The following is a 13032-nucleotide window of genomic DNA, read 5'->3' as shown; positions in this document are numbered from 1 at the left end:
GCGAGCCCGGAGGACATTTTCCGCACGTGCCGGGCGGGGTAGCATGGCGCGTCAACACGGGGGGCATCGCCATTCAGCCGCATCCACAGCGCCTCGACCGCTCGTCGCCATCCGGCATGCGGGGTATCGCCGAGATGCTCGCGCTGGCGGTCGTGTACTTCGCCTCCTGCTGGCTCGGGCTGACGCAGGCGACCATTGCTGGCGCCGCGAGCCCGGTGTGGCCCGCCACCGGCGTGGCGCTGGCGGGCCTGGTCCTCCTCGGGGTGTCCCGCTGGCCGGCCGTCTTCGTGGCGGCTTTCGCCTCCATCCTGTGGTTCGGCTCGGCGCCTCCCGCCGCGACGCTGGCCATGGCCGTGGGCAACACGCTGGAGGCGGTGCTGGGCGCGCTGCTGCTCAGGCGCCTGGGGTTCTCTCCCACGCTCTCCCGGACGCAGGACGTGCTGGCGCTCGCCACCACGGCGGCCACGTGCACGCTGGCCAGCGCCGCGCTGGGCGCGCTCAGCCTGATGGTGACGAAGCAGGTGGACGGGGCGGGCTTCGTCCTGACGGCGTGGGTGTGGTGGCTGGGCAACGCCATGGGGGCCCTGGTGGTGGCGCCGGCGTTGCTGCTGCTCTCCCGGCTGCACGCGGAGCCGCGCTGGCGCGAGGCGCTGGGGCTGGCGGTGCTCACGCTCGGGGTGGTGTTGTGGACCTTCATCGGGGGCGAACGGGGCTCGCCGCTGGCCCATGCCCAGGTGTTCCTCCTCTACCCCCTGGGGGTGTGGGCGGCGCTGCGCTTCGGGGCGCAGGGGGCGGCGCTCTCCACGCTCGTCATCGCGGGGGCGTCCATCTGGGGCACCGCCACGGGCCATGGGCCGTTCTTCTCGACGGAGCACGGGCGGGCGGTGGACCTGCTGGAGCTGCAGCTCTTCCTGGCCACCGTCGCCTTCACCGGGCTGCTGCTGGCGGCCTCCCGCGCCGAGCGCAAGGTGGCCAGTGCCCAGCTGGAGCTGCTGGCCACCGCCGTGCGCAGCGTGCAGGAGGGCGTGCTCATCTGCGAGCTGCGCCCGGGCGAGGGCCTCCGGCTGGTGTACGCCAACGAGTCCTTCCGCGCCATGGTGGGCTGGTCCCAGGAGGAGCTGGCGGGCCGCGCGCCGCAGGAGCTGTGCGGGGACGGCATGGAGCCGGAGGCGCACCCGCGGCTGCTGTTGGCGCTGCGCGAGGGCGGCTTCTTCCGCGGCGAGGTGGTGCTGGTGCACAAGGACGGCTCGCGCGTGCACAGCGAGATGCAGCTGTCCCCGGTGCGCAACGGGGACGGCGAGGTGGCGTACTTCGTGGCCACCCACCGCGACATCACCGCGCAGAAGCAGCTCCAGGCGAAGCTGGTGTCCGCCGAGCGCATCGCCGCGGTGGGCACGCTGGCCGCCGGCGTCGGTCATGAGATCAACAATCCGCTCGCCTACCTGATGCTGAACCTGGAGGGCGTGGCACAAAGTCTGACCCGGGGGCCCGAGGGGCTCGCCGAGGCCCGGGCCAGCCTGGAGAGTGCCCGCGAGGGCGCCGAGCGCATCCGCGTCATCGTGCGCGATTTGAAGGTGTTCAGCCGGCAGCAGGGGGAGGAGCGGGCGATGCTGGACGTCAACGAGGTGGTGGTGCCCGCGCTGCGCATGGCGGCCCATGCGGTGCGGCCCCGGGCCCGGCTGGTGGAGGACTTCGGCCAGCCCCCCAAGGTGCTGGGCAGCGAGGCGCGGCTGGGCCAGGTGATGCTCAACCTGCTCGTCAACGCGCTGCAGGCCATACCCGAGGGCGACCCGGAGCACCACGAGGTGCGTGTGCGCACCGGCCGCGACGACTCGGGCCGCGCCCTGGTAGAGGTGTCCGACACCGGCTGTGGCATGTCCCCGGCCGTGCGGGCGCGCATCTTCGATCCGTTTTTCACGACCAAGTCATGGGGGGAGGGTACCGGATTGGGACTCGCCATCTGTCAGCAGATCATCCAGGCGCACGGCGGTGAGCTGCGTGTGAGCAGTGAGGAAGGCAAGGGCTCCAGCTTCACCGTGCTGCTGCCCTCCGCCGAGAGCAGGCCCGCGAAGACGCCCCTGCCCCGGGCCGCCACGCCCGCACCGGCGGCCGCGCCGCGCCGACGCATCCTCATCATCGACGACGAGCCGCGCCTGGCCCAGTCCATGCGCATGCTCATCGAGCCCACGCACGACGTGTTCGTCACCACGCGCGGCGCCGAGGCCCTCGCGTGGGTGAACGAGGGTCAGCGCTTCGACCTGGTGCTGTGTGATTTGCAGATGCCGGGGACGACGGGCATGGACGTCTACGCCCACCTGAGCGCCAACGTGCCGGAGCTGGCCGAGCGGCTCGTCTTCATCTCCGGCGGGGCCTACACCCAGGCCACGCGCGACTTCGTGCGCTCGGTGCGCAACCGGATCCTGGAGAAGCCGGTGCGGCCCGACGAGCTGCTGGCCACCATTGACGAGGCGCTGGCCACCACGTCGGCGGCCTGAAGCGCCCCACAAGCCCGGGCTCCGGAAGCCCGGCTCAGACGCGCAGCCACTTGCGGGCGGTGGGCCCGAAGAAGCGCATCACGCCGGACACCAGGAAGAAGCGCGCCGAGCGCCCCAGCACCGCCGCCAGGAAGAAGCGGTCCAGCGGCACGCCCACCATGCCGCTGCCGATGGCCACCACCTTGAAGGGCGTGGGCAGGATGGAGCACAGCAGCGCGAGCGCCCAGAAGTTCTGCCCCAGCAGCTCGCCCAGCGTCGCGTTGATGCCGAAGCGCTCGATTCGCACGTCCAGGTTGATGTCCAGGAAGCTGATGGCGCCCTGGCGCAGCAGGTCTCCCAGGTAGTACCCGATGAAACCGCCGAAGAGGCTGGCCACCGTGCCCAGCACCGCGTAGCGCAGCCACTTCTTCGGCTGGGCGAGCACCATCGGCACCAGCAGCGCGAAGGGTGGAATGGGGAACACCGAGCCATCCACCACGGACACCAGCAGCATGGCGGCCAAGGCGTGCTTCGTGGAGGCCAGCGCCTCCACGCGCAGGTAGAGGCGGCGGTACCAGGAGAGCTTCTCGGGAGCGGCGGCGGTCACGGGGGTCGAGTCGGACATCGCGGCCGCGCACCCTAGCGGAATGGGGACACTTTACCAGCCTTCCGTCCCGGGGCTGACGCCTGCCTGGCGGCTGGGGATGCGCCGCATTCCTCTGGCCGCTATGACCGGAGTACGGTGTCCCTGCCATGACGACGGCCCTCGAACGCATCGCCCTCACCACCCACGCGCTGAAGGTCTTCCCGCTGCCCTCGGCGGTCCTCTTTCCGCACGCGGCCCTGCCCCTCCACATCTTCGAGCCGCGCTACCGCGCCCTGGTGAAAGACGCGCTCGCCGGGGACAAGGTGATGGCGCTCGCCCAGCTGCAGCCCGGCTGGGAGAGCCAGTACGGCGAGCGGCCTGCCATGCAGCCCATGATGTGCGCCGGCCTCATCATCTGGCACGAGGAGCTGCCGGACGGGCGCTACAACATCCTCCTGCAGGGCGTGGCCCGTGCCCGTCTGCTGGAGGAGCTGCCGAGCCAGCACCTGTACCGCGAGGTGAGGGTCCAGTTGCTGCCGGACAGTGACTACCAGGGTCCCGAGGAGGAGCAGCTCCGCCAGGCCGTCTTCGAACTGGCCGGGCGGGTACCCGCCTCCTTCGCGGAGAACCTGCTGCCCGTGGTGGCCCGCACCCAGGGAGGCGCCCTGGCGGACGTGGTGGCCGCCGCCGTCGTCCCGGAGCCGGAGCGGCGCCAGGAGCTGCTGTGCGAGCTGGACGTGCGCTCCCGGCTGGAGTCCGTGCTCGACGACGTGGGTGAGCTCATCGCGCGCCTCAGCCCGGTGAAGCCGGTGGGGCCGTTGAACTAGCTTTCCCACCGAATCACTTGCGTGCCGCCCCTGCCGGGCGTCTGCTAGTGCTCCACCAACTCGTCAGGGAGGAGCACGTTCCATGCGGCTCGTGAAGATTGGGCTCGCCAGCGTCAACACCACCGTGGGCGCCTTCGGGCGCAACGTGGACAAGGCGCTCGACGTGGCGCGCCGGATGGCCGCCGATGACGTCACCGTGGGCGTCTTCCAGGAGCAGCTCATCGGCGGCTACCCGCCCGAGGACCTGGTGCAGTGGCAGGGCTTCGTCGACCACCAGTGGCCGCAGCTCGAGCGCTTCGCCCGCGAGACGGGCTCGCTGCCCACCGTGTTCCTCGTGGGCGTCGCGGTCAACCACCAGGGCCTGCGCTACAACTGCGCCGCGCTCGTGGCCGGCGGGAGAATCCTCGGCCTGGTGCCCAAGGAGAAGCTGCCCACCTACAACATCTTCTACGAGGGGCGCACCTTCTCGCGCGGCTACCCCGGCATGCACGAGGAGTTCCGCGGCGTCCCCTTCGGCGACTACCTCTTCCGCTTCGACTTCGGCCTGCTCGCCCCCGAGGTGTGCGAGGACATCTGGAGCCCCGAGGCGCCCATGCGCCGGCGCACCTACTCGGGCGCGGAGTTGGTGGTGAACGTGTCCGCCTCGCCCTTCCGCGTGGGCCACGGCGACACCCGGCGCGAGATGCTCGCCACCCGCGCGGCGGACCACCAGTGCACCATCGCCTACTCCAACGCGCTGGGCAGCAACGACGGCATCATCTTCGACGGGGGTGGCTTCATCAACCAGAACGGCAAGCCCGTGCTGGAGGAGCCCCGCTTCCAGGAGGGCTTCGCCGCGGCCGTGGTGGACCTGGACCGTACGCTGCGCCTGCGCGCGGAGAACACCACCTGGCGCAGCGACCGCGAGGCTTGGTTGCGCGAGGGCGGCAAGCAGGTGCCCACCATCGACTGCACCGCGGCCTTCACCAGCCGGCGCGAGAAGCTGCGCTACCCGGTGCCCGCGCACCGCAGCTTCTTCCTCCCAGCGCCCGACACGCGCCGCTCTCCCCGCGAGGCCCTGTGCGAGGACATCCTCGACGCGCTCGCCCTGGGCATCGGCGACTACTTCGAGAAGACGCGCGCCTTCAAGGTCATCGGCATCGCGCTCTCGGGCGGCCGGGACTCGCTGCTCACCCTGCTCATCGCCCACCGCTACGCGAAGCGCGTGCGGCCGGACAACCCGGGCAGCCTGCTGCGCGCCTTCTACATGCCCAGCCGCTACTCCAGCGACGCCACCCGCGAGGCCGCGGAGACCATCGCCCGCGAGCTGGGGGTGTCCTTCCAGGTGGTCCCCATCGAGGAGGCCTTCGAGCGCGAGCTGGCCATCGCCCGCACCATGCTCGCGGGCGCCGAGGTGACGCCCATCACCGAGCAGAACATCCAGGCCCGCCTGCGCGCCCAGCGCATGTGGAACTGGTCCAACTCCAGCGGCGGCCTCTTCCTGCAGACGGGCAACATGAGCGAGCGCGCCGTGGGCTACACCACCACGGGGGGAGACCTCATGGGCGCGCTGGCCGTCATCGCCAACGTGCCCAAGACGGTCGTCATGTACCTGCTGGACTACCTGCTGGAGCAGACGGGCTCCGAGGGCATCCGCAAGGTGCTGGCCAAGCCGGCCGGGCCGGAGCTGGCGCACAACCAGGTGGGCGAGGAGGAGCTGATGCCCTTCCCCATCCTCGATGCCTGCTTCTACCTCTTCGCCGGCGAGAAGCTGGTGCCCTCGGAGATGCAGGCCGCGCTGGAGGCCATGTTCCCCGAGGTCGAGGGCGCGCGGCTGCGCGGCTACGTGGAGAAGTTCATCCGGCTCTTCCTCCAGTCCATCTACAAGTGGGTGCAGGCGCCGCTGTCGCTGCACATCGGCAACCTGGACCTGGACCGCGAGCGCGCGCTGCAACTGCCCGTCGTCACCAGCAGCGACTGGACCAAGGGGTAGAGCAATCTGCTCACGCTCCAAGCCCCCGCCATCCCCGCCTCGCCCGGTTGCATGCTTCCCGGTCGAGGTTCCGGCTCACCCCGTCTTGGGTTTCAAGCCTTGCCGCGGATCTTCCCGGTAACGAATTTCCCGTCAGCCACCCGACGGACGGAGGTTCGGATGAAACTGAAGATTCTTGCTGGGCTCGTGACGGCGCTGATCTACGGCAACGTTGCCATGGCCCAGGACGTGAACGACAAGGACACCGGGGGCACTCAGGGACAGACGTCCCCGGACAACATCGGTGGTTCGGGGCTGGGTGACACCCATCAGGATGACGCCATCATCCTCGACCAGGAGGATGTCGCGCCGGTGCCCAACACCGGGCTGCAGGACGAAGGCGTGGGCGGCGCCGGGCTCGAGGGGCAGGGCGGCTCCGGCCAGGCCGGACAGAACGTCCAGCCCAAGGCGGGCATCCCCATCCAGGGCCAGGGCGGCATGACGCTCTACTGCACCCCGGTGCAGGGCCAGCCAGCCACGGGCGGCAGTGGTGAGGTGCCGGTGGAGCCGCAGTCCTCGCTGCAGCGCGACTACGACGTCCATGTCGGCGAGGCCGACAAGGCCATCCCGCACGATGAGGCCTTCGGCGGCTCCGGCTACGAGGAGAAGAAGAAGGAGGAGAAGGCGGACATGCGCGGCCTGTCCGTGCTCGTCGGTGCCGGCGTGGAAGGCTACACCGGTGGCCTCGCTCCGGAGATCAACCCTGGCCCCACCGTGGGCGTGATGGCCGGCCTGCGGCCCAGCAAGGTGTTCGGCCTCGAGCTGGGCTACAGCGGCGCGGTGAACAACCTGGATGCGGACGTGGGCGGCAGCGGTCCGGACGTCGTGCGCAACGGCGCCGTGGCCAACGTCACCCTCGGCCTGACCGCGGCTCCCGTGCAGCCCTACGTGCTCGGCGGCTTCGGCCTCAACTGGTACAACGTCCGCAACGGCGAGGCCCTCGGCTTCTCGGATGACACCAGCTCGCGCATCCCCCTGGGCGTCGGTCTGCGCACGCACATCGGTGACTTCACCGCCGACGCGCGCGTCAACTACAACGTCCTCCTCCACGAGGACTTCGCCCCGGCGGGTGTGGCCGATGACCAGTTCGGCACCGGTAGCTACCAGGGCACCCTCAACATCGGCGGCACCTTCTAGGCCGAGCGTGTGATGGCGGCATGACAGTCCAGCGGCGCGGTGCCTCGACGAGTGGGCACCGCGCCGCGTTTTTCCTTCCGAGAGAGCAGCGCCCGTGCCCCCGGCGCGTTAATGTGGCCGCCTTTCACGGGAGACAGTGCATGAGCTTGAAGATGGATGACGTGAAGGTGGGGACGGGCGCCGAGGCGACTGCGGGCAAGACGGTGACGGTGCACTACGTGGGCACCCTCACCAATGGCTCGAAGTTCGACAGCAGCAGGGATCGTGGCCAGGGCTTCACCTTCCGGCTCGGCGCGGGCCAGGTCATCCAGGGCTGGGACAAGGGCGTGGCCGGCATGAAGGTCGGCGGCGTGCGCAAGCTCACCATCCCCCCCGAGATGGGTTACGGCGCTGGCGGCTTCCCGCCCGTGATTCCGCCCAACTCGACGCTCGTTTTCGAAGTGGAACTGCTCGACGTCCGCTAGGAGGCCACCATGGCCACGTTGGAGATCGGCAAGGAGAACTTCGAGGCCACGGTGTCCAAGCAGGGCATCGTCCTGCTCGACTGGTGGGCGGCGTGGTGCGGTCCGTGCCGCGCCTTCGCTCCCATCTTCGAGAAGGCCTCCGAGAAGCACCCGGACATCACCTTCGGGAAGATCGACACGGATGCGCAGCCGGAGCTCTCTGGCGCGTTTGGCATCCGCTCCATCCCCACGCTGATGATCTTCCGCGACGGCATCCAGCTCTTCAACCGGCCCGGAGCCCTGCCGGAGGCGGCGCTGGAGCAGTTGCTCGGCCAGGTGCGCGCGCTGGACATGGAGGAGGTGCGCAAGAAGATCGAGGAGCACGAGCGCTCCCAGGAGCCGAAGGCCTGAGATGGCTCCGAGCGCGGTCCTGTTCGACATGGACGGAGTCCTCATCCGCAGCGAGGAGGCGTGGCTGCGGGTGTTGGAGGACGCGGGACGGCGCTTCCGGGGCAGTCCGGTGACGCGCGAGGAGTTCGCGCCCACCTTCGGGCAGGGCACGGCCGAGGACGTACGCGTCTTCGGCCTGCGCTGCACCCCCGCCGAGCTGGATGCCTTCTACCTGGAGCACCTGCCCGCCTACGCGGGCGAGGTGTGGATCAACCCGGACGCGCGCGTGCTGCTGGAGGCCCTGGCCGCGCGTGGCCTGCGCCGCGCCGTGGTGACCAACACGGTGTCCGCGCTCGCCCGGACGCTGCTCGGGGCCGCGCAGCTGCTCGACTTCTTCGAGGTGCTGGCGTGCGCGGACCTCGTGGCCCATGCGAAGCCCGCGCCGGACCTGGTGCTGTACGCGCTCGGCCGGCTGGGCCTGCCCGCGGGCGAGGCCCTCATGGTGGGCGACTCGCGCTTCGACCGGGGCGCCGCCCAGGCCGCGGGCGTGCGCTTCGTGGGCCTGGGGTTGGAGGGAGATGCCCGCATCGAGCGGCTCGGCGAGCTGCTGCCCCTCCTGCCGCTCACAAGGGGCCCGGCGTCTCCTGGAGCGCGTTGAGGTAGTCGACGATGGCGTCCACCTCCGCGTCGCCGAGCATCTGCTCGGTGAAGGCGGGCATGGCGCCCACGCCCTTGCGAATCTGCGTGCGCATGGCGAAGCCGGGCAGCGGCTTGTTGGCGATGCCCGGGCCCAGGCCGCCCGCTCCTCCCGGGTGGCAGCCATTGCACTCGCGCATGAAGAGCACCTGCCCCTGCTTCTGCCGCTCGGTGAGCTGCAGGGGGGGACCGAAGGGCACTCCCCGGCGCGCGGGGCCGCAGCCGCTGACGGCCGCCAGGGTGGTGAGCGCGAGCAGACAGCCGATGGCCTTCATGGTCCCTCCTTCTTTCCGGTGGGGGTGATGCGCCAGAGCACGCCCGTTCCCGGGTAGGGCTTGATGTCCTTGCCGAGCACCGTCATCACCCCGAAGTCGACGACGTAGAGCGCGCCGTTGTCCGGGTCGAAGCGCACGGAGATGGGGCGCTCGAGCCCGCCGGTGCCCAGGTGCGAGCCGGGGCCGCCGTTGCCCTTGTCCTTGTTGGCGGCGAAGTCCTGGATGACGCCGTTGCTGACGTCCACCCGCACCACCTTGTAGCCCACCGGCGACATCACCTTGCCCGTGTCGGGGGACTGGTCGCCGAACTGCGCGACGAAGGCCTGCCCCGGGTGCCCGAAGGCGCCCCCGCGCGAGAAGTCGAGCCCGTTCGAGGACGAGTGCACCCCGAAGAGGGCCACCGGCCGCGGCGGCGGGGCGGGGTGCTCGGCCAGGAGGAACTGGGGCGGATGCTCCGCGCCGGAGGGTTTGAACCACTCCTGGTTGACGGGGCGGCCTCCGGCGAAGTCGGGGAAGCCGTACCAGCGCCCAGGCTCCACGGCCCAGAGGTAGTCCCCGGCACCGAAGATGGGGCGGCTGCCTCGCTCGTCATGGCCGTTCTCCGTCACGTACAGCTGGCCGTCCGGCGAGAAGGCGAGGCCGTACGGGTTGCGGAAGCCCCATGCCACCAGCGCCGGCGAGCTGGAGCCGGGCGCGAGCCGGAAGACGGCGCCGGAGCACGGCACCTGGCCGCGGATGACCTGGTCCGGTTTCGTCTCCGTGCCGAAGGGGACGAAGGCGCCCGTGGTGGTCTGGTCGTCCGGGTCGGGCGTGCGCGGGTCCGGGCTGGTGAAGTTGAGGCCGCTCAGGATGACGTCGCGGCAGGGGATGTCGTGGAACCCGGCGTCGCGTGACAGCCAGTTGATGCTCTCCGCGTTCGCGCTGTCCGGCCCCACCACGCCCGAGTTCGTCGCCGTGCCCACCGAGAAGTAGAGCGCCCCATCCGGACCGATGGCCGGCCCGTTGGTGTGGTGGTCTCCCAGGCTGGGCAGGCCGGAGATGAGCGGAGTGAGCGTCCCGTCCGGGGTGATGCGGACGATGCGGCCCCCTCCCTGGGTGCCGCCCTCGGCGACGTAGAAGGCGCCCTGGTGGAAGACGACGCCCGTCCAGGGCGGGTGCGAGCCCGTGGCCACCACGGTGGGGCTGCCGTCCGGGTTGATGCGCAAGAGGCGCGGTTCGGTGAAGTCCTCGCCGTAGGAGTAGCCCGACTCGATGACGTAGGGCGTGCCCTGCGCGTCGAAGGTGACCGAGGTGGGGTAGGTGAGGCCGGTGGCGAGGGGTTCGATGCGGTAGCCCTCGGGCACCGCGATGGCCGCCGGGTCGATGCGGCGGGGTGGTTTGAACTCCTCCCGGGTTTTGTCTCCCGCGGTGAGGTGGAAGCAACCGGTGCCGAGCAGCAGCGCACAGGTCACGAGGGCCGGACGTCGGACGAGGTCGAAGTGCATGAGCGGCGCCCGACGGTAGAGAACCCCGCCCGGCGCGGACAGCACGTTGGGAGGCCAGGGTCACGTGCGGAACGTTTTCGCGCTGCCACTGAGCATATGCGCTGACCCGCGGCCATTTCCCCTCGCCCTCCGGGAGAGGGGACAGTCCACTTTCCTAAAAGGGATCAGGGGGAGGCGGGTGTCTTGCGGCGCTCCACGAGCACCGCGAGCCCGAGCAGGCCCAGCACTCCCAGGGAGATGAACGCCCCGAGCCGCAGGCCGGGTGTGCGGTACGTGAAGGTGACCCGGTGGGTTCCCGCCGGAACGAGCACCCCGCGCACCAGCACGTTGGCCGGAAGGATGGGCGTGGGCTGCCCGTCCACGGCCGCGCTCCACCCGCTGTACCAGGCGTCGTTGAGCACCAGCGCCGATGGCGCACGCGCCTCCACCTCGAGCTCCACCGACTCCGGCGCATGGTGGAGGAAACGCACCTGGCCGAGGGGTCCGGAGCCGGGCGCTGCCTCGGGCCGGGGCGTCTCGGGAGCACACTCGAGGATGGCCTGCTGGCCGGGCTGGAAGGAGCGCGAGCCGAGCAGGGCCCGCGCGGCGCTCTCGTCCGCCACGCACACGGGCGTGGCCAGGTAGGCACGCGGCAGCACGCGCGGATTGCCGATCAGCACCGACTGTATCCGGCGATCCTCGGCGACGATGACCTCCGGGTTGCCGCGCATCTCCGCGAAGTCCCGCGCCTCCAGGGCGATGTAGCGCACGTGGAAGAGGCCGAAGAGGCGGCCCATCCAGATGGAGAACGAGTCGAACGTGGTGATCAGCCCTCCCAGCCGCCGCGAGTGGGCGGGCAGATAGCTGTTGGCGCTCTCCAGGTTCCAGAGCGCGGTCGTGTTCGGCGCGAGCGACGACACGAGGCTGAGGGCGGTGACATCGAGGAGGTCGAGCCCGGGGGGAAGCTCGGCGGGCAGCGGATTCTCCACCGCGCTGAAGACCCGGGGCCGGCCCGCGCTCGTGTCCGGCTCGCGTTGCAGGATGACGTCCACCAGGCCCGAGGGCTGCTCCAGCAGGTCCGTGTAGGTCACCTGGTAGGTGCCCTCGTTGGCGAGGTAGAGGACGCCGAACTGGAGCGTGAGGAGCGCCCCCGTGCGCAGCTTGAGCCGTCCCTCCTGGAGCAGCATCAGGCCCATCAACCCGAGCGTGCCCGCCGCGGAGAGGGCCGCCGTGAGGAAGTTGCCGTGCAGCAGCAGCCGGGTGTCCGGGTCCGCGTTCTTCCAGAGCGCGCCAACTACGCCGTCCGAGAACAGCCGCCCCTGCCATTCCCCCAGCGCGAGCAGGCCGCACACCAGTGCGAGTCCGAAGCCAGCCATGGCGAGACGCCGGGCCAGGGGGGGCTCGCGGAGGAGGGCCTCCAGTCCGGCCCCGGCGCCCAGCGCGCAGGGGAACAGGAAGTAGGGGAGCAGCTTCTCCGGATAGCGGAAGGCGTTCCAGAACGGCATCCACCGGTAGAGCCAGCCATAGAGCGGGAGGTGGAGCGCCAACGACAGCGCCAGGACGAGCAGCGCGAGCCCGGCCACCTTCCACGTCAACGGGTGGCGCCGCCACGTCCAGAGCGCGCCGGCCAGCAGGAGCAGCGCCGGAAGCCCCAGGTGCACCGAGGGCACCCAGAAGGTTCCCATGCCCGACTGGAACAGCTCATTCGCCATGCGGGGCGAGGCGGCCCTCGCCAGCTCCGGGTCCACGAAGAGCGGCCCGAGAGGAAGCTCGAGCAGCCGCAGGGGGTGGAACGAGAACATGCTGGCCTGCGCGAAGGTGGCCGCAGTGGGCTGGGCGTCCTTCAGCATGCCGAGCACCGGGAGGATCTGCACCGCGGACAGCAGCGCGCCGAGCACGATGAGCAGGCCGGCCCGGGGCGCGGCCCGCAGCACGTCCGCGCGAGCCGGGCGCAGCAGCACGAGCACCAGCAGCATGCCGTTGCACAGGGCGAAGCTCTGCGGGTCGCCGCTGAGGAGGACCAGGCACAGGGGGAGGGCGGTGGCGGCGGCGCGGCCCGCCGAGGGCTGGCGCAGGAAGCGCTCGGCGCCCCAGAGGGCCCAGGGGAAGGTGCTGGCCGCCATGAGGTAGAGCAGGTTGTTGCTGATGCCCACCATGTAGCCGCTCAGCGCGTAGGTGAGCCCCGCGAGCAGCGCGGCGCCTCGCCTCATGTCCCAGAGACGGGCGAACAGGTACGTGCCGCCGAACGCCGCCACGTAGGAGAGCAGGGTGATGAGCTTGAGCGCCGAGCCCAGGGGCAACAGCAGGTAGAGCAGGTTGGCCGGGTGGAACGCCCCGGAGATGAGCATGCCGGCGTAGGGCTGGCCCAGTCCGTCGTACGGGTACCAGTCCGGGAACTGGAGCTGGGAGACGCGCTCGGCCCAGTAGTGCTTGAGCGGGTAGTAGACCCGGAGGATGTCGCGCGCGATGAAGACCTCGTCGGTGAGGCTCGCCCGGTGGAAGTAGAGCAGCGGCAGCACGACGATGGCGGCCACGACCGCGAGACGGATTCTGGCCTGTTGGGAGAGGGGCATGTGCTCGGGCTCGGGGGCGCACCTTACACCCTCGACAGCCAGCCCTCGGACTCGAGCGGACTTGACCCGAGGGGTCAGCTGTTGAAAGAACACCGCTGGGGTGGGGTGCCGGGGGGGACGAGCGGGTACGCGCCGAGCCCTTCAAAGCGGTGGAGCT

The 13032-nt window shown here is 70.7% G+C and carries 11 protein-coding genes; 7 read left to right on the top strand and 4 right to left on the bottom strand.

Annotated elements, in window-relative coordinates:
- Window positions 1-116: 116 nt before the first annotated feature.
- Complete coding sequence (locus NR798_RS42930; protein ID WP_375768398.1) at window positions 117-2495, top strand: MASE1 domain-containing protein; 2379 nt, start codon at window positions 117-119, stop codon at window positions 2493-2495.
- Window positions 2496-2529: 34 nt separating this feature from the next.
- On the opposite strand, the gene NR798_RS42925 is transcribed toward NR798_RS42930, so the two are convergent.
- Window positions 2530-3099 (bottom strand): YqaA family protein, encoded by a 570-nt coding sequence (locus NR798_RS42925; RefSeq protein ID WP_375768397.1) that lies wholly within the window; start codon window positions 3097-3099, stop codon window positions 2530-2532.
- Window positions 3100-3227: 128 nt separating this feature from the next.
- Here NR798_RS42925 and NR798_RS42920 point away from each other — a divergent pair, with 128 nt between their 5' ends.
- The 6 genes from NR798_RS42920 (at window position 3228) to NR798_RS42895 (ending at window position 8526) form a co-directional block, all read left to right on the top strand.
- Window positions 3228-3887 carry an LON peptidase substrate-binding domain-containing protein gene (locus NR798_RS42920; protein ID WP_375768396.1) on the top strand — a complete coding sequence of 220 codons (660 nt, stop codon included), beginning with the start codon at window positions 3228-3230 and terminating at the stop codon, window positions 3885-3887.
- Window positions 3888-3969: 82 nt separating this feature from the next.
- Window positions 3970-5859: an NAD(+) synthase gene (gene nadE, locus NR798_RS42915; protein ID WP_375768395.1), complete on the top strand. Its 1890-nt coding sequence runs from the start codon at window positions 3970-3972 to the stop codon at window positions 5857-5859.
- A gap of 159 nt (window positions 5860-6018) precedes the next feature.
- The gene (locus tag NR798_RS42910) at window positions 6019-7035 is read left to right on the top strand and encodes a hypothetical protein (RefSeq protein WP_375768394.1); all 1017 of its coding nucleotides are present in this window, start codon (window positions 6019-6021) and stop codon (window positions 7033-7035) included.
- 140 nt (window positions 7036-7175) lie between these two features.
- Complete coding sequence (locus NR798_RS42905; RefSeq protein WP_375768393.1) at window positions 7176-7499, top strand: FKBP-type peptidyl-prolyl cis-trans isomerase; 324 nt, start codon at window positions 7176-7178, stop codon at window positions 7497-7499.
- Between the two features lie 9 nt (window positions 7500-7508).
- On the top strand, window positions 7509-7889 hold the full coding sequence (gene trxA, locus NR798_RS42900; protein WP_375768392.1) for a thioredoxin: 381 nt from the start codon (window positions 7509-7511) through the stop codon (window positions 7887-7889).
- Window position 7890: 1 nt separating this feature from the next.
- Window positions 7891-8526, top strand: coding sequence for an HAD family hydrolase (locus tag NR798_RS42895; RefSeq protein WP_375768391.1), 636 nt, complete (start codon window positions 7891-7893; stop codon window positions 8524-8526).
- On the opposite strand, the gene NR798_RS42890 is transcribed toward NR798_RS42895, so the two are convergent.
- The 3 genes from NR798_RS42890 to NR798_RS42880 form a co-directional block, all read right to left on the bottom strand.
- Entirely contained in the window at window positions 8492-8839 is a 348-nt protein-coding gene (locus NR798_RS42890; protein ID WP_375768390.1) for a c-type cytochrome, read from the bottom strand. The two genes, NR798_RS42895 and NR798_RS42890, sit on opposite strands and share 35 nt — an antisense overlap.
- Window positions 8836-10323, bottom strand: a complete 1488-nt coding sequence (locus tag NR798_RS42885; protein ID WP_375768389.1) for a PQQ-dependent sugar dehydrogenase — start codon at window positions 10321-10323, stop codon at window positions 8836-8838. Before NR798_RS42885 ends, NR798_RS42890 begins: the two co-directional genes overlap by 4 nt.
- Window positions 10324-10487: 164 nt before the next feature.
- On the bottom strand, window positions 10488-12875 hold the full coding sequence (locus NR798_RS42880; RefSeq protein ID WP_375768388.1) for a YfhO family protein: 2388 nt from the start codon (window positions 12873-12875) through the stop codon (window positions 10488-10490).
- Window positions 12876-13032: the final 157 nt, after the last annotated feature.

Source organism: Archangium gephyra, from assembly GCF_042230915.1.
GTDB classification, from domain to species: Bacteria; Myxococcota; Myxococcia; order Myxococcales; family Myxococcaceae; genus Archangium; species Archangium gephyra_B.
The sequence above is the reverse complement of the archived record's forward strand: the minus strand, read 5'-3'. Positions and strand labels throughout refer to the sequence as shown.

Bases quoted from the DNA above. Each gene is read 5' to 3' on its own strand.
- NR798_RS42930 (WP_375768398.1), top strand. From the start codon at position 117: ATGCGGGGTATCGCCGAGATGCTCGCGCTGGCGGTCGTGTACTTCGCC.
- NR798_RS42925 (WP_375768397.1), bottom strand. From the start codon at position 3,099: ATGTCCGACTCGACCCCCGTGACCGCCGCCGCTCCCGAGAAGCTCTCC.
- NR798_RS42920 (WP_375768396.1), top strand. From the start codon at position 3,228: ATGACGACGGCCCTCGAACGCATCGCCCTCACCACCCACGCGCTGAAG.
- nadE (WP_375768395.1), top strand. From the start codon at position 3,970: ATGCGGCTCGTGAAGATTGGGCTCGCCAGCGTCAACACCACCGTGGGC.
- NR798_RS42910 (WP_375768394.1), top strand. From the start codon at position 6,019: ATGAAACTGAAGATTCTTGCTGGGCTCGTGACGGCGCTGATCTACGGC.
- NR798_RS42905 (WP_375768393.1), top strand. From the start codon at position 7,176: ATGAGCTTGAAGATGGATGACGTGAAGGTGGGGACGGGCGCCGAGGCG.
- trxA (WP_375768392.1), top strand. From the start codon at position 7,509: ATGGCCACGTTGGAGATCGGCAAGGAGAACTTCGAGGCCACGGTGTCC.
- NR798_RS42895 (WP_375768391.1), top strand. From the start codon at position 7,891: ATGGCTCCGAGCGCGGTCCTGTTCGACATGGACGGAGTCCTCATCCGC.
- NR798_RS42890 (WP_375768390.1), bottom strand. From the start codon at position 8,839: ATGAAGGCCATCGGCTGTCTGCTCGCGCTCACCACCCTGGCGGCCGTC.
- NR798_RS42885 (WP_375768389.1), bottom strand. From the start codon at position 10,323: ATGCACTTCGACCTCGTCCGACGTCCGGCCCTCGTGACCTGTGCGCTG.
- NR798_RS42880 (WP_375768388.1), bottom strand. From the start codon at position 12,875: ATGCCCCTCTCCCAACAGGCCAGAATCCGTCTCGCGGTCGTGGCCGCC.